18 protein-coding genes are annotated in these 22,153 nt (G+C 52.5%); 7 read left to right on the top strand and 11 right to left on the bottom strand.

Going from position 1 to position 22,153, the window contains the following annotated elements; all coding sequences use genetic code 11:
• Nucleotides 1-93 precede the first annotated feature (93 nt).
• The 4 genes from cydD to infA all read left to right on the top strand — a co-directional run bounded on the left by cydD (nt 94) and on the right by infA (nt 4,898).
• Entirely contained in the window at nt 94-1,860 is a 1,767-nt protein-coding gene (cydD, locus tag BN2591_RS12510; protein WP_086871893.1) for a heme ABC transporter permease/ATP-binding protein CydD, read from the top strand.
• Entirely contained in the window at nt 1,861-3,582 is a 1,722-nt protein-coding gene (gene cydC, locus BN2591_RS12505) for a heme ABC transporter ATP-binding protein/permease CydC (RefSeq protein ID WP_086871891.1), read from the top strand.
• Between the two features lie 106 nt (nt 3,583-3,688).
• Nucleotides 3,689-4,390: a leucyl/phenylalanyl-tRNA--protein transferase gene (gene aat / locus BN2591_RS12500; RefSeq protein WP_086871890.1), complete on the top strand. Its 702-nt coding sequence runs from the start codon at nt 3,689-3,691 to the stop codon at nt 4,388-4,390.
• Between the two features lie 289 nt (nt 4,391-4,679).
• Entirely contained in the window at nt 4,680-4,898 is a 219-nt protein-coding gene (gene infA / locus BN2591_RS12490; RefSeq protein ID WP_001040187.1) for a translation initiation factor IF-1, read from the top strand.
• A gap of 72 nt (nt 4,899-4,970) precedes the next feature.
• On the opposite strand, the gene BN2591_RS12485 is transcribed toward infA, so the two are convergent.
• The 6 genes from BN2591_RS12485 to BN2591_RS12460 form a co-directional block, all read right to left on the bottom strand.
• On the bottom strand, nt 4,971-6,149 hold the full coding sequence (locus tag BN2591_RS12485) for an acetyl-CoA C-acetyltransferase (protein ID WP_086871888.1): 1,179 nt from the start codon (nt 6,147-6,149) through the stop codon (nt 4,971-4,973).
• Nucleotides 6,146-6,805, bottom strand: a complete 660-nt coding sequence (locus tag BN2591_RS12480; protein ID WP_086872143.1) for a 3-oxoacid CoA-transferase subunit B — start codon at nt 6,803-6,805, stop codon at nt 6,146-6,148. The genes BN2591_RS12485 and BN2591_RS12480 overlap by 4 nt, the downstream gene beginning before the upstream one ends.
• Nucleotides 6,805-7,464 carry an acetate CoA-transferase subunit alpha gene (gene atoD, locus BN2591_RS12475; protein WP_086871886.1) on the bottom strand — a complete coding sequence of 220 codons (660 nt, stop codon included), beginning with the start codon at nt 7,462-7,464 and terminating at the stop codon, nt 6,805-6,807. The genes BN2591_RS12480 and atoD overlap by 1 nt, the downstream gene beginning before the upstream one ends.
• A gap of 86 nt (nt 7,465-7,550) precedes the next feature.
• On the bottom strand, nt 7,551-7,850 hold the full coding sequence (locus tag BN2591_RS12470) for an AtuA-related protein (protein ID WP_086871884.1): 300 nt from the start codon (nt 7,848-7,850) through the stop codon (nt 7,551-7,553).
• Nucleotides 7,850-9,190 carry an acyclic terpene utilization AtuA family protein gene (locus BN2591_RS12465; RefSeq protein WP_086871883.1) on the bottom strand — a complete coding sequence of 447 codons (1,341 nt, stop codon included), beginning with the start codon at nt 9,188-9,190 and terminating at the stop codon, nt 7,850-7,852. Before BN2591_RS12465 ends, BN2591_RS12470 begins: the two co-directional genes overlap by 1 nt.
• A gap of 33 nt (nt 9,191-9,223) precedes the next feature.
• A complete protein-coding gene (locus BN2591_RS12460) occupies nt 9,224-10,528 on the bottom strand; it encodes a CitMHS family transporter (RefSeq protein ID WP_086871881.1) in 1,305 nt (434 codons plus the stop codon).
• A gap of 405 nt (nt 10,529-10,933) precedes the next feature.
• Between BN2591_RS12460 and BN2591_RS12455 the strand changes: the two genes are divergently transcribed.
• On the top strand, nt 10,934-11,842 hold the full coding sequence (locus tag BN2591_RS12455; protein WP_086872141.1) for a LysR family transcriptional regulator: 909 nt from the start codon (nt 10,934-10,936) through the stop codon (nt 11,840-11,842).
• Nucleotides 11,843-12,729: 887 nt separating this feature from the next.
• On the opposite strand, the gene clpA is transcribed toward BN2591_RS12455, so the two are convergent.
• Complete coding sequence (gene clpA / locus BN2591_RS12450) at nt 12,730-15,021, bottom strand: ATP-dependent Clp protease ATP-binding subunit ClpA (RefSeq protein WP_017456165.1); 2,292 nt, start codon at nt 15,019-15,021, stop codon at nt 12,730-12,732.
• A gap of 30 nt (nt 15,022-15,051) precedes the next feature.
• Complete coding sequence (gene clpS / locus BN2591_RS12445; RefSeq protein WP_017456164.1) at nt 15,052-15,372, bottom strand: ATP-dependent Clp protease adapter ClpS; 321 nt, start codon at nt 15,370-15,372, stop codon at nt 15,052-15,054.
• Nucleotides 15,373-15,700: 328 nt separating this feature from the next.
• On the opposite strand from clpS, the gene cspD reads away from it, so the two are divergent.
• Entirely contained in the window at nt 15,701-15,922 is a 222-nt protein-coding gene (gene cspD / locus BN2591_RS12440) for a cold shock-like protein CspD (RefSeq protein WP_007374119.1), read from the top strand.
• A 64-nt stretch (nt 15,923-15,986) separates the two neighbouring features.
• Here the strand turns inward: cspD and macB are convergent, their stop codons facing one another.
• Nucleotides 15,987-17,933: a macrolide ABC transporter ATP-binding protein/permease MacB gene (gene macB / locus BN2591_RS12435; protein WP_086871879.1), complete on the bottom strand. Its 1,947-nt coding sequence runs from the start codon at nt 17,931-17,933 to the stop codon at nt 15,987-15,989.
• On the bottom strand, nt 17,930-19,042 hold the full coding sequence (macA, locus tag BN2591_RS12430; RefSeq protein WP_086871877.1) for a macrolide transporter subunit MacA: 1,113 nt from the start codon (nt 19,040-19,042) through the stop codon (nt 17,930-17,932). The genes macB and macA overlap by 4 nt, the downstream gene beginning before the upstream one ends.
• 160 nt (nt 19,043-19,202) lie before the next feature.
• Here macA and BN2591_RS12425 point away from each other — a divergent pair, with 160 nt between their 5' ends.
• Nucleotides 19,203-20,162 (top strand): VirK/YbjX family protein, encoded by a 960-nt coding sequence (locus BN2591_RS12425; protein ID WP_086871875.1) that lies wholly within the window; start codon nt 19,203-19,205, stop codon nt 20,160-20,162.
• Here BN2591_RS12425 and BN2591_RS12420 read toward each other — a convergent pair.
• A complete protein-coding gene (locus BN2591_RS12420; RefSeq protein WP_086871873.1) occupies nt 20,159-21,817 on the bottom strand; it encodes an ATP-dependent endonuclease in 1,659 nt (552 codons plus the stop codon). The two genes, BN2591_RS12425 and BN2591_RS12420, sit on opposite strands and share 4 nt — an antisense overlap.
• Between the last annotated feature and the right edge of the window lie 336 nt (nt 21,818-22,153).

Genomic DNA, 22,153 nt, shown 5'->3' with positions numbered 1-22,153 from the left:
GTAAAAAAGGCGACTATAAGTCGCCTTTATTTTTGCCCCGATGTAACATTGCGCCAGCTCAAAAATTCGATAACTTCACCTGCAAAGCGCGCAATGAACAAAACCCGTCAACAAGAACTGACCCGCTGGTTAAAACAGCAAAGCATTATTTCCCGTCGCTGGCTGACACTCTCCCGCCTGCTTGGCGTGGTCAGCGGCGTGCTGATCGTCGCGCAAGCGTGGATTATGGCGCGTATTCTGAACCATATGATTATGGAGAATATCCCACGCGAAGCCCTGTTACTGCCATTTATCTTGCTGATCCTGATTTTTATCCTGCGCAGTTGGGTGGTCTGGCTACGTGAACGCGTCGGTTTCCATGCGGGTGCGCATATTCGTTTCGAAATCCGCCGGCAGGTCCTTGATCGGCTCCATCAGGCCGGCCCGGCGTGGATCCAAGGAAAACCCGCCGGAAGCTGGGCTACGCTGATACTTGAGCAAATCGATGACATGCACGATTTCTATGCCCGTTATTTACCACAAATGGCACTGGCGGCGAGCGTTCCGCTGCTGATTGTTATTACCCTGTTTCCGATTAACTGGGCTGCGGCACTGATATTGCTCGGTACAGCGCCGTTAATTCCGCTCTTTATGGCGATGGTCGGCATGGGCGCGGCGGACGCCAACCGTCGTAACTTCAAAGCGCTGGCTCGTCTGAGCGGCCATTTCCTTGACCGCTTACGCGGGATGGAGACGCTGCGCATTTTTGGCCAGGGTGCCGCGGAAACAGAAAATATTCGTCATGCCTCGCAGGATTTTCGCAGCCGTACCATGGAAGTGCTGCGCATGGCCTTCTTATCTTCCGGTGTGCTGGAGTTCTTCACCTCGTTATCAATTGCATTGGTGGCGGTCTATTTCGGTTTCTCCTACCTTGGCGAGCTGAATTTTGGTCACTACGGGGCTGGTGTGACCTTGTTCGCCGGTTTTCTCGCGTTAATTTTGGCCCCCGAGTTCTTCCAGCCGCTGCGCGATCTCGGTACCTTTTATCACGCTAAAGCCCAGGCGATTGGCGCAGCGGATAGCCTGAAAACGTTTATGGAAGCACCGCTCGCCCATCCACAGCGGGGCGATATTACGCTGAAAACTGATGAGCCGGTAACGCTGACGGCGAGCAATTTGCTGCTGAAATCTCCCGAAGGCGCGATACTCGCCGGGCCACTCAATTTTTCCCTGTCCGCTGGTCAGCGCGTCGTCGTGGTAGGAAGAAGCGGCTCGGGCAAGAGTTCGCTGATCAATGTGCTTTCTGGTTTTCTGCCTTATGAAGGTTCATTGCGTGTTAATGGCGTCGAACTAAGTGAGTTAGATCCGGATAGCTGGCGCGACGCGATAAGTTGGGTTGGGCAAAATCCGCAACTTCCCGCCAGCACATTGCGCGAAAATGTGTTGCTCTCACGGCCCAATGCCAGCGATGCAGAGTTGCAAGCCGTTCTGGATAAAGCGTGGGTCAGCGAGTTTCTGCCACTGCTGCCAGAGGGGCTGGAGACGCAGCCTGGCGATCAGGCGGTACGTCTCTCGGTTGGCCAGGCGCAGCGCGTGGCCGTTGCCCGTGCACTGCTCTCTCCCTGTAAACTGCTGCTACTGGATGAGCCTTCCGCCAGCCTTGATGCCCACAGTGAACAACGCGTGATGCAGGCACTTACCGAGGCCTCACGCCAGCAAACGACGCTGATGGTGACGCACCAGTTAGAAAATCTGGCTGACTGGGATGCTATCTGGGTCATGCAGGATGGCCAGATTATGGAACAAGGCAGCTACGCCGAGCTCGTTGCTGCGCAGGGGATCTTTGCGGATCTCCTTGCCCATCGCCAGGAGGAGATTTAAATGCGCGCATTACTGCCTTATCTTGCACTGTATAAACGCCATAAATGGATGCTGATGCTTGGCGTTATCCTCGCCGTTATCACTTTGCTTGCCAGCATAAGCCTGCTGACGCTCTCCGGCTGGTTTCTCTCTGCGTGCGCCGTGGTTGGCGTCGCGGGCATCTACAGTTTTAACTATATGCTGCCCGCGGCCGGTGTTCGTGGCGCAGCGATTATTCGTACGGCCGGGCGCTATTTTGAACGGCTGGTCAGCCATGATGCGACGTTTCGCGTACTGGAACATTTGCGCGTTTCGACATTCAGTAAACTGCTCCCCCTCTCTCCTGCCGGGCTGGCGCGTTTTCGCCAGGGTGAGTTGCTCAACCGGGTCGTCGCCGATGTCGACACGCTCGATCACCTTTATCTGCGCGTAATCTCCCCGCTGATCGGCGCACTGGTGGTCATCATCGTTGTCACACTGGGTTTAAGCGTACTGGATATACCGCTGGCGCTGATGTTGGGCGGTATTATGCTGGCAACCTTGATTATCCTGCCGCCGTTATTTTACCGCGCGGGTAAACCAACCGGCGAAAGTCTGACTGCCCTGCGCGGTCAGTATCGCCAGCAATTAACCAGCTGGCTGCAGGGTCAGGCCGAGTTAACTATTTTTGGTGCCAGCCAGCGCTATCGCGAACAGTTAGAAAACACCGAACTCAGCTGGCATGACGCCCAGCGCCGTCAGTCCGATCTGAGTGCCGTTTCGCAGGCCGTGATGCTACTAATCAGCGGCGCGGCAGTGTTGGTTATGCTGTGGTTTGCTTCCGCCGATATTGGTGGTAACACCCAGCCGGGCGCATTGATTGCGCTGTTTGTCTTCTGTGCGCTTGCAGCTTTCGAAGCGCTGGCCCCGGTAACCGGTGCGTTCCAGCATATGGGCCAGGTTATTGCTTCCGCCATGCGCATCACGCAGGTAACGGAATGCCAGCCGGAAGTGACGTTCCCGCAAAATAGTGCCGCCACACCAACAAATGTTGCCGTGCAATTCGATGCCCTGACGTTTAACTACCCAGGCCAACCGCAGCGCGCGCTGGAGGCAATTTCTTTATCGATTGCTGCCGGAGAACATGTGGCGATCCTTGGTCGAACCGGGTGCGGCAAATCCACATTATTACAATTACTGACGCGCGCATGGGATCCGCAGCATGGAGAGATTCGTCTCAATGACCAGCCGCTGACAAGCTTTGCGGAAGCTGATTTACGCAAACTTATCAGCATGGTGCCGCAGCGCGTGCATCTGTTTAGCGCGACGCTGCGTGATAACTTATTGCTGGCCTCGCCGCAGGCCAATGACGATACACTGAGTGCGATGCTAACCCGCGTCGGGCTGGAAAAACTCCTTGAGGATAATGGGCTGAATGCCTGGCTCGGCGAAGGTGGACGCCAGCTCTCCGGGGGCGAATTGCGCCGTCTGGCTATTGCTCGCGCACTCTTGCATGATGCGCCGTTGGTGCTTCTGGACGAACCGACCGAAGGTCTGGATGCTGCGACCGAGAGCCAAATCCTTGAATTACTTGGCGAAGTGATGAAGGGCAAAACGCTGCTGATGGTCACACACCGTCTGCGTGGGCTGGCACGTTGCGATCGGATAATTGTGATGGACAACGGGCAAATAATTGAGCAAGGTAATCACGCAGCGTTAATGGCGAAACAGGGTCGGTACTACCAGTTTAAGCAGCGTCTGTAGTGGCTATTGGTCATTTTGCCGTTTCTGTAACGGCAACGCTAAAGTGAAACGGCCAAAATGACGATAGTAAGTAGGGTCCCTTGTCGCGTTGTGGAGCACAGAAGTCATGCGCCTGGTGCAGCTCTCTCGTCATTCTATCGCTTTTCCTTCGCCCGAAGCGGCGTTGCGTGAACCCAACGGGCTGCTGGCGCTGGGCGGCGATCTCAGCCCGGCGCGTCTGTTGATGGCCTACCAGCGAGGCATCTTTCCCTGGTTCTCGCCCGGTGATCCCATCCTGTGGTGGTCGCCCGATCCTCGCGCCGTACTGTGGCCTGCAACATTTCATGTCAGCCGCAGTATGAAGCGTTTTCATAAAACCTCTCCCTATCGCGTAACGCTGAATCATGCTTTTGGTCAGGTGATCGATGGCTGCTCGCAGGATCGCGATGAGGGCACGTGGATCACGCCTGACGTGGTGATGGCTTATCATCGCCTCCACGAGCTTGGGCATGCGCACTCAATTGAAGTCTGGGAAGGTAACGAACTGGTGGGTGGCATGTACGGTGTATCGCAAGGTGCGCTGTTCTGCGGTGAATCAATGTTTAGTCGCCGTGTAAATGCCTCCAAAACCGCGTTGCTTGTTTTTAGCGGTGAATTTGTACGCATGGGCGGCGAGTTAATTGATTGCCAGGTGCTGAACAGCCATACTGCGTCGCTCGGCGCCATTGAGATCCCGCGTCGGGATTACCTTTTACATCTTGAGAAAATGCGCAAACTTCCGCTCCCTTCCCACTTCTGGGTGCCCCGAACGCTGTTTTCATCGCTCTGACGAATGTTTTCGGCACATTTTTTATCAGGGTGTTATAATGGACGCTCAGAGCAGCTTTTGCCTGTTGCCCCGCCCCACCCGGGAATTGTTCGTATCAGGGATGCCCTTCGTTTTACTCCACCGCTCCCCTTTACGGTTGCGCTATTAGCGCGTCCTGGCTGTTGGCGTGAGGGTAACTGGCAAAAGTCGTTTTGCTGCGTTTTATCAGCGCAAATCTTTACTTAACACACGAACTTCGGCATTATCTTGCCGGTTCAAAAATTATGGTAGTGATACCCCCGAGGATTAGATGGCCAAAGAAGACAATATTGAAATGCAGGGCACCGTTCTAGAAACGTTGCCTAATACGATGTTCCGCGTAGAACTGGAAAACGGTCACGTGGTCACTGCGCATATCTCCGGCAAAATGCGTAAAAACTACATCCGCATTCTGACGGGCGATAAAGTGACTGTGGAACTGACCCCGTACGACCTGAGCAAAGGCCGCATTGTCTTCCGTAGCCGCTAAGATCTTCCATCAGCACAGCTAAGTGCACCTATTTTAAAGGCCGGGTAATTCCCGGCCTTTTATTATGTTTAACTAGATACGCTCAATTATTAATGCTATCCCCTGCCCTCCGCCGATACACAGCGTCGCCAGGCCTGTTGTTTTATTCCGCCGCTGTAATGCGTGAACCAGTGTCACCAGAATGCGCGCACCGCTTGCGCCGATGGGATGCCCCAGTGCAATAGCGCCACCATTGACATTAACCTTGTCTGGCGGGAAATCCAGTTCTCTGGCAACAGCCAGATATTGCGCCGCGAAGGCTTCGTTAGCTTCGATTAAATCCAGATCGCCAACGGTCATTCCGGCTTTAGCCAACGCACGTTGCGTGGCAGGTATTGGTCCTAATCCCATCATGGTGGCATCCACCCCTGCCGATGCCCAACTTTTGAGCCGCGCAAGTGGTACCAGCTCCTGAGCGCGTGCCGCTTTTTCTGACATCAATACCAGTGTTGCCGCGGCATCGTTAATACCAGAGGCATTTCCCGCTGTCACGGTGCCCGCTTTATCAAACGCCGGACGCAGTGTCGCCAGTGAAGCAGCATCGACTTCCGATCGCGGAAATTCATCAGTATCGAACTGGCGCGTCTCTTTTTTATATTTTACGGAAAGCGGTACAATCTCGCTGGCGAAATGGCCCGCGCGAATGGCGGCAATTGCTTTTTGTTGTGATGACAGGGCAACCTGATCCTGCTCCTCACGGCTTAACTGATAGCGCTTAGCAATATTTTCCGCAGTAATCCCCATATGGTACTGATTGAAAGCACACCATAAGCCGTCGTTAATCATTACATCCGTCAGCTCGCCGTTACCCATGCGATAACCCTGACGGGCGCGGGAGAGAAGATAAGGTGCGGCGCTCATATTTTCCATGCCGCCAACAATACAAGTCTGATTATCACCACTCAGAATTGACTGCGCGCCAAGTATCACGGTTTTCAAGCCGGAGCCACACACTTTATTGACGGTAAAGGAAGGGACAGAGTCAGGTAAACCAGCGTGACGAGTAACCTGGTGGGCCGGGTTTTGCCCCAACCCAGCCTGCAATACGTTGCCGAGAATCACCTCGTCAATGTTAATTTCTGCCGGTAACTCCATCAGATTTGCCCGCACACTGGCCGCGCCCAGCATTACGGCGGAGATCTCAGCCAGGCTTCCGCCAAATTTACCAATAGGTGTGCGCTTTGCGCTTACAATCACTACGGAGTCGGTCATGGCTGTTCCTCCATTGGCTGGACGATTTTCAAATGTTCCGAGAGTCGGAAATTGGCTTCCGTTCGCGCCCGCAGCTCATCCAGAGTGATCGTGTCGCTGATTTCGTCGAGTATCATCTCGCCGTTTACAAAGCTGAATACCGCGTATTCGGTGATAACTTTGCTCACTTTTCCAACAGCCGTTAAGGGGTAGTGGCAACGATGTAGTAGTTTCGGTTCGCCACTTTTGGCGCAATGCTCCATCGCAATGATGACTTTTTTCGCTCCGACCACCAGATCCATTGCGCCCCCCATACCCGGCACCATTTTTCCTGGCACCATCCAGTTGGCGAGGTTGCCCTGCTCATCGACCTGCAAGCCACCGAGCACACAAACATCAACATGCCCGCCGCGAATCAACGAAAAAGAGAAACAACTGTCGAATATCGAAGCGCCAGGTAAGATGCCACAAGGCTGTCCACCAGCGTTGACGAGGCTGGTATTGACCTCTTCTAGCGGTCCAAGGCCAAGAAAACCGTTTTCTGACTGCAACGTGACCTGAATATCATCCGCCAGGAAATTTGCCACCTGAGTCGGAAGGCCGATACCCAGGTTAACGACATCGCCATCACTCAGTTCTTGCGCGACACGTCGGGCAATACGCTCTTTTGCGTTCATCATTGCGCCTCCTCCATTACCAGGTAATCCACCAGCGCCCCCGGCGTTACGACTTGCTCTGGAAACACGCTTCCCAGGGGTTCAATGGAACTGACCTCCGCGACGACGATATCCGCCGCCAGCGCCATCACCGGGTTAAAATTTCGCGCGGTCAGGTCATAGGTGAGATTGCCAGCCTCATCAGCGGTCTTTGCCAGTAAAATGGCGAGATCGGCTCGCAAAGGGCGCTCAAGCAACCATTTCTCACCTTCAACCAGCACGGTTTGCTTGTTCTCTTCTACTACCGTTCCGAGACCTGTCTGGGTGAGAAAGCCGCCTAAACCGGCACCGCCCGCGCGGATCTGCTCGGCGAGCGTTCCCTGGGGAACTAACTGTACGTCCAGCTCATTGGAAATCATTTTTTTCCCGGTTTCCGGATTCGTGCCAATATGCGAGGCAACAACACGTTTGACTTGCCCACTAGAAATGAGCGGCCCAATGCCTTTATCAACAAACGCAGTGTCGTTACCAATCAGCGTTAACTCTTTTACACCTGAACGGATAATTTCGGCGACCAGATATTCCGGCGTGCCAACACCCATAAATCCGCCAAACATAATGCACATACCGTCGTGTAATAATCCGCGGAATTTTTCCGCCGTTATTTTTTTATTTCGCATTGTTGAGATCTTAATTTTTTGCAACAGCGCTCCCGTGGCGGAGTATTAACTCCGCCAGAGAAGTATGATTGCTTGGTTAGTGAAGATTAAATCGACATATCCAGCAGCGCTGAACTTAGCCCTTTTCCATGCATGTCCAGCGCCAGCGAACGCGTCACACCGCCGCCTAACGCTTTATGCATGACAAAATTCAACGCTCCCAGTTCAGGTAATTCGTAACGAATAACGTCACCATGAACAATATCGCCAAACCAGGCTTTTACTTTTTCAGCCGTAACCTGTTTAACTAATTTTTCATAATCTTCGGTACGCCAGGCAATTAGCGAAATATTGGAAATATTTCCTTTATCACCGGTACGGGAATGAGCAATTTCGCGAAGTTTCATTATTTACTCTCCAGGACGGTTATATGGTGTTGAACGCAGTCACGCGCTATAAGCGTGGAATCCATCGCCAGGATCTCTTTTACGGATTTCATAACGCCGCCGCCACCCGCTGGGCCGTTGGTATAGAGCGTTTCTACTTCATTACCTACATTCACAGCCTCGGCTCTGGTGGCGCAGCGGGCGGCAACTCGGGCACGAACTTCATAAGGATCGCTGTACTGCCCGCGCGTTTCACCATGCAGCGCATTGACGCCGATGAGATCAAATCGCGTTTCTTGCGGTTGAAAATCGCACAATGCAAAACGCTCGCGAACAATATCCAGCGCAAGGCGACCACGGCTTACCGCCCCAGGCCCTGCATAGGAAATCTCTCCCTCGCCAATAAAACCATCCAGATAACCAACAGAGACTTTAAGACTATCGGTACGCTGCGTACCGGTTGCACCCGTGACCGCCACGGCATCCTCTCCGACATGTTCAAAGCGGACATGGCTGAAATCCGCGACAACATCAGGCGTGAGATAGCGATCCGGTTGATGAATTTCATACAGCAACTGCTCTTTACACGTATCCACCGTGACCTGCCCGCCGGATCCAGCCACTTTCGTGATCGTTGCGCGGCCATCTTCACTCACCTCCGCCAGCGGGAAACCGAGCCGCGCCAGGTCAGGCACCTCTTTAACGCCTGGATCGGCATAATATCCACCGGTAATTTGCCCGGCACATTCCAGAAGATGGCCGATACAGGTTCCCTGGCCCAAGCGATGCCAGTCATTAGCGGCCCATTTAAATTCATGCATCATCGGCGCAAGAAATAATGATGGATCGGCAACACGCCCGGCGATAACCACATCGGCTCCCGTTTCCAGCGCTTCACACAACCCTGCCGCACCCAGATAAGCGTTCGCCGACAGAAGCGGTTTATCAAAGCGGGAAACCGGTTGCCCAGCTTCATCAAGAGTCAGATCCTTCGTGCGGATTAACGTCAGAACATCATCGCCTGTGATAACAGCCACTTTAAGACTGCTCAGACCGAGTTCTTGCGCCACTTTAATTACCGCATTGCCAGCGGCGATCGGGTTTGCCGAACCCATATTCGAGATAATGCGCACACCTTTGGCCTTACATATCGGTAACACTGCGTGCATCCGCGCTTCGAGCAATTCGTTATAACCTCTGTTCGCATCCTGCTGCTTTTGTTTTTGCCCGATGGCGATCGTGCGTTCGGCCAGACATTCGAAAACCAGATAGTCCAGCTCGCCTTTTTCGGCCAGCTCAACAGCGGGCTCTATTCGATCACCCGCATAGCCTGCACCGGAACCAATTCGGATTGTTTTCATTTTAGATCCTTCATTTTAAACATGATTTAACTATCAAAACGGGAATACACCGGCTAATGCGGCGGCAAATGTCATCACGACGCTGGCGGCCCATAGCACCGGGATAGAGAATTTTTGGTGATCCGCGAGATCGACACCCGCGAGGCTGACCAGCAAGAATGTTGCGGGCGTTAAAGGGCTGACCGGGAAGCCTGTCGTCATTTGCCCCAGAACGGAAGCTTGTGCAACCTGAATGGCGGGGATCCCCATCATATCAACGGTATGTGCGATAACCGGCATAATGCCGAAATAGTAGGAATCGGGGTCGAAAATAAGCGAGAGCGGCATGGACACCAGGCCGACGAGAAAAGGAATATGCGAAGCCAGCGCATCCGGCATAAACTCAACGGCGGCATGAGACATTGCTTTTAACATCCCCGCGCCGCCCATGATCCCGGTGAAGGCCCCCGCCGCGAAAAGGATACTCGCCATCATCAACGCTGCTTTCGCGTGAGCGTTAATGCGTTCTTTCTGCATCTCGACATTCGGGTAGTTGATCATCAGCGCTAGCGTCAGGGCGATCATAAACGCGACGGTAGGCGAAATGCGCGTAAAGACCATCGTGCTGATAACAGCCACCACGAGGCCAATATTGACCCAGAAAAGGTGAGGACGACGCAGCGCCTTCTCCTGATCGCTCAGCGATTTATGGTGTGAGATATCACCGACTGCGGCGGCGAAATGCGCGATGCCAAGTCGCTTCTCTTCGCGTTTTCCCCAGTACCAGCCCATCGCAACCATAAAGGCAAGCCCTGCGGCCTGAGCCGGAATAAGCGGGATAAAAAGATCGTGCGTGGTAACATTCAACGCGGCAGAAGCGCGGATCATCGGGCCGGTCCACGGTAAGAAGTTAACCCCGGCGCTCAGCGCGGTAATGCCAAGCAGGATCCGTTTATCCATACCAAGACGATTAAAGAGCGGCAGCATGGTGGGCACGGTAATTAAGAAGGTCACCGCGCCGTTACCATCCAGATGAGCAATCAGCGCCAGTACCCCCGTTCCGATGATGATTTTGACCGGGTTTGTCCCAACGAAACGCAGGATGCCGCGCACAATAGGGTCAAACATTCCGGCATCCGTCACGACACCAAAAAACGTGATAGCAAAGACGAACATCGCCGCCATTGGGGCTAGCTTGGTTATGCCTTCAACCACATATTTTGCAGTATCTGCCCCACTCCCCGCTGCAAGTGCGCCGATGACAGGAATGACGATCAGGGCAACCAGAGGTGACATGCGTTTCGACATGATAAAAAATAATAAGGTGGCTATTGTCAGCACACCTATTAAAGCCAGCATACATTTCTCCTTAATATTGTTATAGATTCGCCTGGTGTTGGTTCAGAGATAAATAATTCATCACATCCACATGATGTATTATTGCTAGCGTTATTTTTACCATAACCATGAGAAACTACTAATTTGTAAATTCGATAGAGCCATTCGTCAGCGGCTTAGAAGGTTTTAATTGAAATACAAATAATCTCATAAAAATTTCAGATTAATTAAAAAATATCAATAAAACAATGAATTATGATTTAATTCCTTTTTATGATTCAAGGTGAATATTTATAGAAAAGATCGAAACCTAAAAAAAATAAAATACAGTTAATGTGGGATAGATCATAAAAATAACCGCATAGGATTTTTATTGATTTAAAATAACGATAATATCATTTGCGATGCAGGAAAATGGAGCATGAAATGAACTTTTCTATAAAGCAACTCAGGGCCTTTTTAATATTAAGTGAAGCTGACAGTTTTACCCAGGCCGCACGCCGATTTAACCTTTCACAGCCTGCATTTAGCACCCTGATTGCTTCTCTGGAGGAGGAGATTGGCTACCGGTTGTTTGACAGAGATACGCGGCGCGTTTTGTTAAACGCCGACGGCATTCATTTTCTCGATCTCGCCCGCAGTATCGTTCAAAGCCACGATGATGCCATCGGTGAAATTAAAGCCCGCGTAGCGGGCAATCACACGGATATTACCCTGGCGGTGCTGCCTTCGCTGGCGGTGGAATGGCTGCCTGAGATCCTTGTAAAGTACAGTAAAGCGGCTCCTCAAAGTAAGGTAAGGCTGATCGATACGCAGTGGGATCGCTGCCTGAAAGCGCTGCTGGATGGACAGGCAGATATGGCGTTAACCGCCGGCCAGCCTTCGCTTTCCACCTTCAATTCCGTTTTACTGTTTTCGGATAAGTTCTTCCTGATTTGCCACCGCGAACACCCACTGGCCCAATATTCCTCCGTCTCTCTGAGCCAGGCCTGCAACTATCCGTTTATCGGTTTTAGCGTCGGTACCAGTATCCGACAGTACACCGATAAGCTTTGCGAAAATCTCTCTATCAATCTGAATTACCATCTCGAAGTGAGGCAGCTCACCACAATGATGGGGTTAATTGCCGCTAATTACGGTATCAGCATTACCACCGGCTTGACACTTTTCCAGTTTAATCACAAAGATATTGTGATTTTGCCGTTCGAAGACCTGGCGCTTGAACGTGCTATTTACCTTGTGACGCCGAAAGGACGACATCTCTCCCCTGGCGTTGCTTCGTTTGCAGAATTCATCACCTGTCAGGCGCATACCTTTGCTTCTGAACACAAATAACAGGAAGGCCGCAACTATTCGCAGTTTGTTCTTTTGAGGCAATTATTTCGCAGGAGCTCGGCGGCCTGCAAAGAGGGTCTGCGCACCATGTTTAAAGCTGTCTGTCGGCAGTGCATTCCTTGCCCTCTGTCGCAAGAGGACTTACCAGTTTCTAAACTGTCTGTACGACAGTGAACCACATAGCTCCGGGCTATTTAATCCACACATTGCCAGGATGTCTGTATGGCAATGAACCAGACGATAACCTTGTCAACTTGCTGTATTTAAAAAAATTAGTCTTTTCTGAACGCTTCCCCCTTTTTATACCCACATATACAATCTATATAAATCAACAAGTTAATAAATAACCTAAAAAGGGTTGGGTGATGCTGAATAATGAAACATGCGCCAACACTATCAAGAGGACGATATAAGACGGATGATCGGTCATACAGACGGAGTATGAAACTTTCCCTTACCTGCGTGACATTACGAGATGGCCTGGCTGATCCATACTCTTCTGAGCAAAACGCCCTACTTACTTTGATTGTCAATGCAGCCCCGCTCTCTGCATTAACGTACTGAAACCGGTAACGCAGGCAGGAACATAACGTTAGACAGGTCATTATTTGCTCTGTGCACGCGGCCTGCAAAAGCAAAAAGAATGAAACTCAATGGATTCGTTGTTAGAAGAGGATCAAGAACGTCTCTTTCATAGAGATACTGACGCTTATTAACGCAATTACAGCCCTCGGAACTGAGACAGTTGCATCGAACCTTATTTAAATAAAACTTTTCTATCAACCAATTAAAAACTGGCTATTCCTCATTTTTTCTCGGCTGACTTTAACGCAGGCATAAAAAAACCGGGCTGATATCGCCCGGTTTTTAGACATGAACCGCTGAAATTAATGTGCCGCTTCCGGTTTGTGCTTCTGCGCACTCTGGAAGCCGTACTCCAGCTCATTTTTCTCTTTGTTCAGCGTTACCGTGACCTGGCCACCATCAACCAGCGAACCGAACAGAAGTTCGTTGGCCAGTGGTTTTTTCAGGTTGTCCTGGATAACACGCGCCATCGGGCGAGCGCCCATTGCGCGGTCGTATCCTTTCTCTGCCAGCCAGTCGCGAGCTTCCTGACTGACTTCCAGCGATACGCCTTTCTGATCCAACTGCACCTGGAGCTCGACAATAAATTTGTCGACCACCTGATGGATCACCTCAGTAGACAAGTGATCGAACCAGATAATGTTGTCCAGACGGTTGCGGAACTCCGGCGTAAAGATCTTTTTGATCTCTTCCATCGCATCGGTGCTGTTATCCTGGTGGATAAGACCAATGGATTTACGCTCGGTTTCACGCACCCCGGCGTTGGTGGTCATGACCAGCACCACGTTGCGGAAATCCGCTTTGCGCCCGTTGTTATCGGTCAGCGTTCCGTTGTCCATCACCTGCAACAGCAGGTTAAAGACATCCGGATGCGCTTTTTCGATTTCATCAAGCAGCAGCACCGCGTGCGGATGTTTGATCACCGCGTCGGTCAACAAACCGCCCTGATCAAAGCCCACATAACCCGGAGGTGCACCAATCAAACGACTGACAGTATGACGTTCCATATACTCGGACATATCAAAACGCAGCAGCTCAATACCCAGCGCTTTCGACAGCTGCACTGTCACCTCGGTTTTACCCACGCCGGTCGGGCCAGCAAACAGGAAGGAACCGACCGGTTTATGGTCTTGACCCAGCCCTGCACGGCTCATTTTGATGGCTTCGGTTAATGCCTCAATGGCTTTATCCTGGCCGAAAACCAGCATTTTCAGACGATCGCCAAGATTTTTCAGCGTGTCGCGGTCACTCTGAGAAACGCTCTTCTCAGGAATACGTGCGATACGGGCCACCACCGATTCGATATCCGCCACGTTAACGGTTTTCTTACGCTTGCTTACCGGCATCAGACGCGCACGCGCACCCGCTTCGTCGATAACATCAATCGCTTTATCCGGCAGATGGCGATCATTGATGTATTTCACCGCCAGTTCTACCGCCGCACGCACCGCTTTCGCGGTATAACGTACATCGTGGTGCGCTTCGTATTTCGGTTTCAGGCCATTGATAATCTGCACCGTTTCCTCAACGGACGGCTCGGTGATATCAATTTTCTGGAAGCGACGCGCCAGAGCGCGATCTTTTTCAAAGATATTGCTGAATTCCTGATAAGTAGTGGAACCCATGACGCGGATTTTACCGCTGGAAAGCAGCGGTTTGATCAGGTTTGCGGCATCCACTTGCCCACCAGACGCAGCGCCCGCACCGATGATGGTATGGATCTCATCGATAAACAGAATGCTGTTATTGTCCTGCTCAAGTTGTTTCAGCAGCGCCTTAAAACGTTTTTCGAAATCGCCACGGTATTTGGTACCGGCCAGCAAGGAACCGATATCCAGCGAATAAATTGTGCAATCTGCCATAACTTCTGGCACGTCACCCTGCACAATACGCCACGCCAGCCCTTCGGCGATGGCGGTTTTACCTACGCCGGACTCACCCACCAGCAACGGGTTATTTTTACGACGGCGGCACAGAACCTGAATCGCACGCTCAAGCTCTTTACCACGGCCAATCAGCGGGTCGATTCCTCCCACACGAGCAAGCTGATTAAGGTTGGTGGTGAAGTTTTCCATACGTTCCTCCCCTCCTGCCTGCTCTTCGCTGTTCACCTGCCCGCTACTGCTGCTGCCAGTGGCGTCAGATGATGGGCCTGGCTCGTCTTTACGCGTGCCATGAGAGATAAAGTTCACCACGTCAAGGCGGCTTACTTCATGTTTGCGCAGCAGATAAGCCGCTTGCGACTCCTGCTCGCTAAAAATGGCAACCAGCACGTTCGCGCCGGACACTTCGCTGCGCCCGGATGACTGAACGTGAAACACCGCGCGCTGAAGAACACGCTGGAAGCTGAGCGTCGGTTGTGTGTCGCGCTCCTCTTCGCTCATGGGTAGAACGGGTGTGGTTTGTTCGATGAAGGCTTCGAGTTCCTGCCGCAGCGCCACCAGATCCACTGAACACGCTTCCAGCGCTTCGCGGGCAGATGGGTTACTGAGCAACGCCAGTAACAAGTGCTCGACGGTCATAAACTCATGTCGGTGCTCGCGCGCTCTGGCGAAAGCCATGTTTAAACTGAGTTCCAGTTCTTGATTGAGCATAGGCACCTCCCCCAAGTTTCATGCCTGCATTCAGGCTCTTTCCAGCGTACACAGCAACGGATGCTCGTTCTCCCTGGCGTACTTGTTCACCATTGCGACTTTCGTCTCGGCAACCTCGGCGGTGAAAACACCACAAATGGCCCTGCCGTGATAGTGAACCGTAAGCATCAGTTGCGTTGCACGTTCTACATCATAAGAAAAGAACTTTTGTAGCACGTCAATAACAAATTCCATCGGCGTGTAATCATCGTTCATTAACATAACTTTATACATGGATGGCGGTTTCAGCGCGTCGCGCAGTTTATCTTCCGCCAATTGGTCGAAATCCAGCCAGCTATTGCTCTTACCCATCGTTAGCGTTTCATCTTAGGTTACAGTTTCCGGCCGCGTTTAATCGGCCGATTACATGAGTCTAGATGTATTTTCAATCTACATCAGATGACAGATAACAATCATCTATCGTTGTCATTCGCGACGGCTGTCACATTCCTTCGTAATAGCGTTAACTGCTTCAAAATTTTGATGCGCCGCCTCCCAGAACCCCTGCCAAACGCTTGACGCGTTATACGAATTATCTAAATTGTACAGTCGAGAGTTGGCGAGGTTTTGAACAGCCCGCTTGCTCTACCACCGGTTCATTCCATCTTACTTAAATAAGATTTACGAAGGATGTCGAAGCATGGAAACGGGTACTGTTAAGTGGTTCAACAATGCCAAAGGGTTTGGTTTTATCTGCCCTGAAGGCGGCGGCGAAGATATCTTCGCGCATTACTCCACCATTCAAATGGATGGTTACAGAACGTTAAAGGCCGGGCAGACTGTCCGGTTTGATGTACACCAGGGCCCAAAAGGCAATCACGCCAGCGTCATCGTGCCCGTAGAAGTGGAAGCCATGGCCTGAAGCCTGTTATCACATTGTGTACACGCCGCAGTCAAAATGCCAGCCCAATCGGCTGGCATTTTTATTACTCGCGAGCCAGCGCATCCACCGGGTCGAGCCGCGCGGCATTGCGCGCAGGTAACCAGCCGAACAGCACACCAGTAAACGTCGAACATAAAAACGCCGTTAACAGCGCCACTGGCGAAAAACCAATCTCCCAGCCCGGTAAAAAGAGTTGCAAAGTAAAGGCAATCAGCATGGATAGCGTGACGCCGAGCGCGCCACCGACAAGGCAAACAAACACCGCCTCAATCAGAAACTGCGACAAGACATCGCCAGCCCGGGCACCAACTGCCATTCTGATGCCAATCTCTCGAGTCCGCTCGGTGACCGACACCAGCATGATATTCATCACGCCGATACCGCCAACCAGCAACGAAATGACCGCCACCAGCGTCAAAAACAGCTGAAGAGTACGTGTGGTCTTTTCCGCCGTTTTCAAGACCCCGTCCATATTCCAGACGAAGAAATCTTTCTTACCGTGGCGCAAGCTGAGCAACCGCGTGAGCTGCTGTTCAGCCTGCTCACTGCTGTACCCCTCATTTACTCGTACCGTAATGGAGTTTAGCCAGGACTGCCCCATAATTCGCCCCGAGATAGTGCTGTACGGCAGCCAGACGCGCAGAATTTTGCTGCTGCCAAACATCGTCTGCTTCTCCTCTGCCACGCCAATTACCGTCGCGGGCATGTTGCCAACCAGGATCACCTCACCGACAACGCTGGCTTTGTTGGGGAATAACTGACGGCGGGTGTTGCTGTCGAGCACCACCACCTGCGCCCGGCCTTTCAGTTGCTCGTCATTAAACGAAGCGCCTTCGCTGAACGTCATGCCATACACATTAAAATATTGCCCGCTTACGCCATTGGCGCTCGCCGCCACATCAATATTGCCGTAGCGCAAACGCAGGTTTTGTGAAACGGCAGGTGTGGCTGATTTAACCCAGGGCTGTTTTTGGATCGCCTGCAAATCGTCATATTTCAGCGCCTGCTGGTATTGCGGCTCGTCGTCACCAAAATCTTTGCCGGGATAGACATCAATAGTGTTGGTACCTATTGAGCGAATATCCGCCAGCACCAGCTGTTTAGCCGCGTCGCCGACCACCACAATCGAGACTACCGACGCAATACCGATAATGATGCCGAGCATGGTCAGCAAGGTGCGCATTTTGTTGGCCGCCATGGCGCGCCAGGCCATGGTCAGCGCTTCCTGAAAACGGCTGACGAACTGCCGCCAGCCTCCGGCGTGCGTGATGACCGCATCGTGATTCGCGGGCGCGGCGGCGTCCGTTTTGGCTGGCGGGTTACTGATTATCTCGCCATCACGAATTTCAATCACCCGCTCTGCCTGCGCGGCCACCTGCGGATCGTGAGTCACGATAATGACCGTATGCCCGCGATCGCGAAGCTGATGCAGGATTGCCATCACCTCTTCGCCAGAGTGGCTGTCGAGTGCGCCGGTCGGTTCATCGGCCAGAATCACCTGGCCGCCGTTCATCAACGCGCGGGCAATACTCACGCGCTGTTGCTGACCGCCGGAAAGCTGCGACGGCTGATAATCAGCCCGCTCCCCCAACCCTAAGCGGGTCAGCAATGCTTTTGCGCGCTCCAGCCTTGCTTTACGTTCGGTCCCCGCATACACAGCCGGGACTTCGACGTTCTGCGCCGCTGTCAAATGGGAAAGCAGATGATAACGCTGAAAGATAAAACCGAAATGTTCGCGGCGTAGCTGCGCAAGTTGATCGCTGCTAAGTAACGACACATCCGTTCCCGCCACCCGGTAAGTGCCGCTGGTGGGTTTGTCCAGGCAGCCCAGAATGTTCATCAGCGTGGATTTACCGGAGCCGGATGCCCCCACAATCGCTACCATTTCACCGGCATTAATGCGCAGCGTGATGCCTTTCAATACCTCAACCTGTCCGTCACCGGACGGATAACTGCGGCGGATGTTATTCAGATCCAGCAAGGCGGTCATTGCGCCGCTCCGCTTTTCTCGCCAATCACCACTTCTTCACCCGCATCCAGGCCTTTCGTCACCACCACTTCCGTATCATTCCGTGCGCCCAGCGTCACCTCGCGCTCGCGGGTTTCACCATTGCGCAGCACCTTCACTTTGTAACGGTTGTCCCCCACCGGCTCGCCAAGCGCCGCCAGAGGGATCGTGATCACATTTTTCAGCCCGGTCAGCTGAATATGCACCTGCGCGGTCATATCAAGACGCAGCACGCCCTCCGGGTTTGGCACTTCAAAACGCGCATAGTAAAAAATCGCGTCGTTGACCTTTTCCGGTGTCGGCAGAATATCTTTCAGCTCGCCTTCATAGCGTGTTCCCGGATCGCCAAGCACGGTGAACCACGCTTTCTGCCCCGGCTTGAGGTGGATGACATCCGCTTCGGAAACCTGCGCTTTCACCAGCATGGTACTCATATCGGCGAGCGTCAGAATATTCGGCGCTTGCTGTACGGCAATCACCGTCTGGCCCTGCAGGGTGGTAATTTGCGTCACTTCACCGGCCATCGGCGCAAGAATGCGAGTGTAATCAAGATTGGTTTTCGCGGTATCCAGCGTGGCCTGGTTACGTTTGATCTGGGCATCAATGGTGCCGATTTGCGCTTCTTTTACTGCCACATCCGTCGCCGAGGTGTCCAGATCCTGGCGAGAGATCAAATTGCTTTTTACCAGTTGTTGCTGGCGCGCGAAGGTGACTTGCGCCAGTTTAAGCTCAGCCTGCGCCTGGCGTCGCTGCGCCCGCAGTTCCATCAACGTGGCATCAACTTCTTTAATTTGGTTTTCTGCCTGTTCAGGATCTATCACGCCTAAAAGCTGATCTTTTTTTACTTTATCGCCGATATTCACCGACAGCGTTTTTAACTGACCATTCACCTGGGCACCCACATCCACCTTACGGAGCGCATCCAGTTTCCCGGTCGCCAGCACGCTTTGTTGTAACTCACCGGGTCGCACAATCAGCGTCTGATACTGAACAACCGGAGCATTGAGCTTGTCCCATAACCAAAACGCCGCCAGTAAAACCACTACTGCCAGCACAATCATTACCGTCCTGCGTTTTCCCTTCAGTTTCATAAAAATCCCAAATAATCGGACCTGCGGTTTATCAAATCATTTTTAACTAAACAAAATATCAACGAAACAGAAAATTCTTATTTTCTCCATCTTTCATTTAGCTGCCGTTGAGTTTGATTGTGCTGAAATTGGCTCATTCTTGTTACCTCCGGATTGCACCATGTCCACCATTGCCGATCTTTCCCATTCCGACGAACAGCCGCTCCCGAAAACCGCCTGGCAACTCTTTCGTTGTTTAATTTCCGGTGAACTCATGCCAGGCCGCGCCTGGCAAAATCCGGCTTATCGTCGTAAATTTCTGCTGCGCTCATTGACCACGCCGGTCAGCACTGCCAGCTATCTGGCCCGCCTGGTTCAGCAACCTCTCCTGGCGCAGATGCTGCACGTTCAGCCCGGGCTGCCGTGCCGGTTACACCGCCCCTGGCTGTCAATCAATATGAACCGCACGCAAACGGCGCAAGCTATTTGCTGGCACTATGAAAACATGATTCACCTATTGCCCGCGTCACTTATCAATAGTTATCTCAGCAAATCCGGCCTCACGCTGGCTGTGTTGACCGGTAAAGATGAGCAGGCCTATTCGCTGCGGTTGCGTTCTGATTTCATGCTGGATAAAGAGGGCGAAGCGACACTGGTGTTCTGCGATGCGCAGGACACCGTCCTCGCGGAACTGACTTTTGCGCTGTGCCAGTTCGCCGGCAAAAGCACGCTCTATATTGGTGGGCTGCAGGGGGCGAAAGCGCATGTTCCACATGAGGCAATTCAGGTAGCGACCAAAGCGTGTCACGGGCTGTTCCCGAAACGTCTGCTGGTGGAAACGGCCATGACGATGGCGCAATTTCTGCAAGTGGAAGCGATCCGCGCCGTCAGCAATGAAACGCATATCTACCACACCGCACGTTACCGCAAGAAAAAACAGGGGCTGCTGCATGCCGATTACAACAGCTTCTGGGAATCGCTGGGCGCCGTTGCTGACCAGCACGGCGACTTCGTGCTGCCGCTGGTGATGCCACGCAAACCGATGGAAGAGATCGCCAGCAAAAAGCGTTCTGAGTATCGCCGACGCTACGAGCTGCTCGACAGCCTGCAGGCGCAGACTGCCGCTCACTGCCAGAACTAATCTGCCCGCCCGCGCGCCAGCCACAGCACGCGGGAAAACATTTTACGAAACAGATGCGGCACCGACTCCACGCCGCGCTTGCCCGCTTCCAGTGCCACCTCAATCGCCAGATCCGGTTTTGACGAACGGTGAATCGCTTTGATAATCACACGCCGCATATTCATCGACACATTTTCCGGTATCTGCGCGACGCGCTGATAGACATCGGCGAACCCTTCGCGGTACATAAAATGCTCCATATCCAGCGCCGGCAGTTCCGTCAGATGCTCGCGCGTCTGATCTCTGTCGTTATCAAGCAGGCTTCGCACGGTGGCGGCATACTTCTTCCCGGCTTCGTCACCATCCACCAGTACATGCCATTCAATGCCCATGCGGCGCGCAAACTTGATCAGCGGCTTTAAGCCTGACTGGGCAAATTCGATAATTTTTACCCCTTCAGCATCGAAATGATGGCCGCACTGGCGCGCCAGTTCATTGATAACCCAGTTCTCCGTCTCCCCTTCCACCAGCAACCAGCAACGGGCAAACAGTGAAGAAGGTCGGTTAACGCGAATATGAAACGCAATGCGCCGCCCATCTTCGGCACTTAAACCTCCAGGGCCCAGACGCCAGGCCGCCACACGCGAAGACTCGCGCACCAGGCGGCAAACATGTTCAACGGGCGTTAATGACAACAACTCACCTGAGTTGGTGGTAGTGATCTTTTGTAGCGGTAGCAAGTTCAACAACTGCCAGGCCACAGAGAGCATGATCGGATGCAGCCGCGTTTCCGGATCTTCCACCAGCAATAGCGGTCGCGCATCACGGTCGAGATGAACAGAACCTTTCGCCTGCAACAGCGTGGCGAAAAACCCCAGCAGGATCACCCGGTACATCCGCCCGCCGGGTTTATCGATCATGCGGTTAATAATATCGAGATAGCGCCAGCTGCGTTGCTCGTCATGAGAGCGGCGGCGCATCAAGCGCTGGTGTGAAGCGCCACTGCCCTGCTCAGAAAAATAGTGCTCCAACAATTGCACCATCGCCGATAAACCATGACGTATCTGTCCGTCGGTTAAATTTTGCGGGCGGGAGATTAATTCGCGAGAGAGGAAATCAAGCTGACGCGCCGTGTTTTCCAGCAACGGCGTCTCCGGCACACTGCCGTTACGGATACGGCGCATAAAGCGCGCGTCACGCAGCCGCAGTACCGGCATCAGCCGCACCAGATGGCGGGCACTTTCATCAATGTCCGCCAGCGGCAGCAAATTCCCTTGCGCATCCAGAAAACCGCGTAGCGTCATTACGCTGCCATCATCGGAAAGCTCGCCTTCATGCCGGTAGAACAGGCGGCGATAACCATCATTACCGGCAACCCAACACTCTGCCAGCGGGCGATAACGCCGCGTGCGGTAGCGCCCGGGTTCGGATTCGCGGAACGTCAGAATAATATGCAGATGATGTTCCCGCCCTTGCAGATCCCCCGGCGGGAACCAAAAATCATCGCGAACAAAATGGTAGAGATCCGTTTCCGGTGACAGCAGCAGGGTTAACGCGTCCAACAAGCTTGATTTACCCCAGGCGTTTTCCCCAATTAACACGTTGTTCTGCTCAAGCATCAGCGATAAACGATTAATGCCACGAAAGCCGACAATTTCCACACGCTCCAGAATCATTCTTCCTCCGGCATCTCTGGGCTTTTCCGTCTATTCTTGAAGGAGTATAGCGGGACGAAAAGCGGCAGAACACGCGCTAAGTGCAATATTTCATTGAAATATATGCAGTGGCTCCATCGTTGTAATATTTAAAAAACGAACCACGATATTAAATAGCATATATTTCTTATTTATTGAATTAAGTAAAAACTTAACACCAGTTCAAAGCAATAACTTACGATGAATTATCTATTTGAAATCAATTTATTGGTTTTTATAACTGGTTATTTTATTTTGCTACTCCCTACAATACGCACGCTTTTATTCACGCATCCATTGATGTCTGACACACGGCGG

The sequence above is a fragment of the Kosakonia pseudosacchari genome (assembly GCF_900184035.1).
GTDB lineage: Bacteria > Pseudomonadota > Gammaproteobacteria > Enterobacterales > Enterobacteriaceae > Kosakonia > Kosakonia pseudosacchari.
This window is presented reverse-complemented; position numbering and strand designations above follow the sequence as displayed.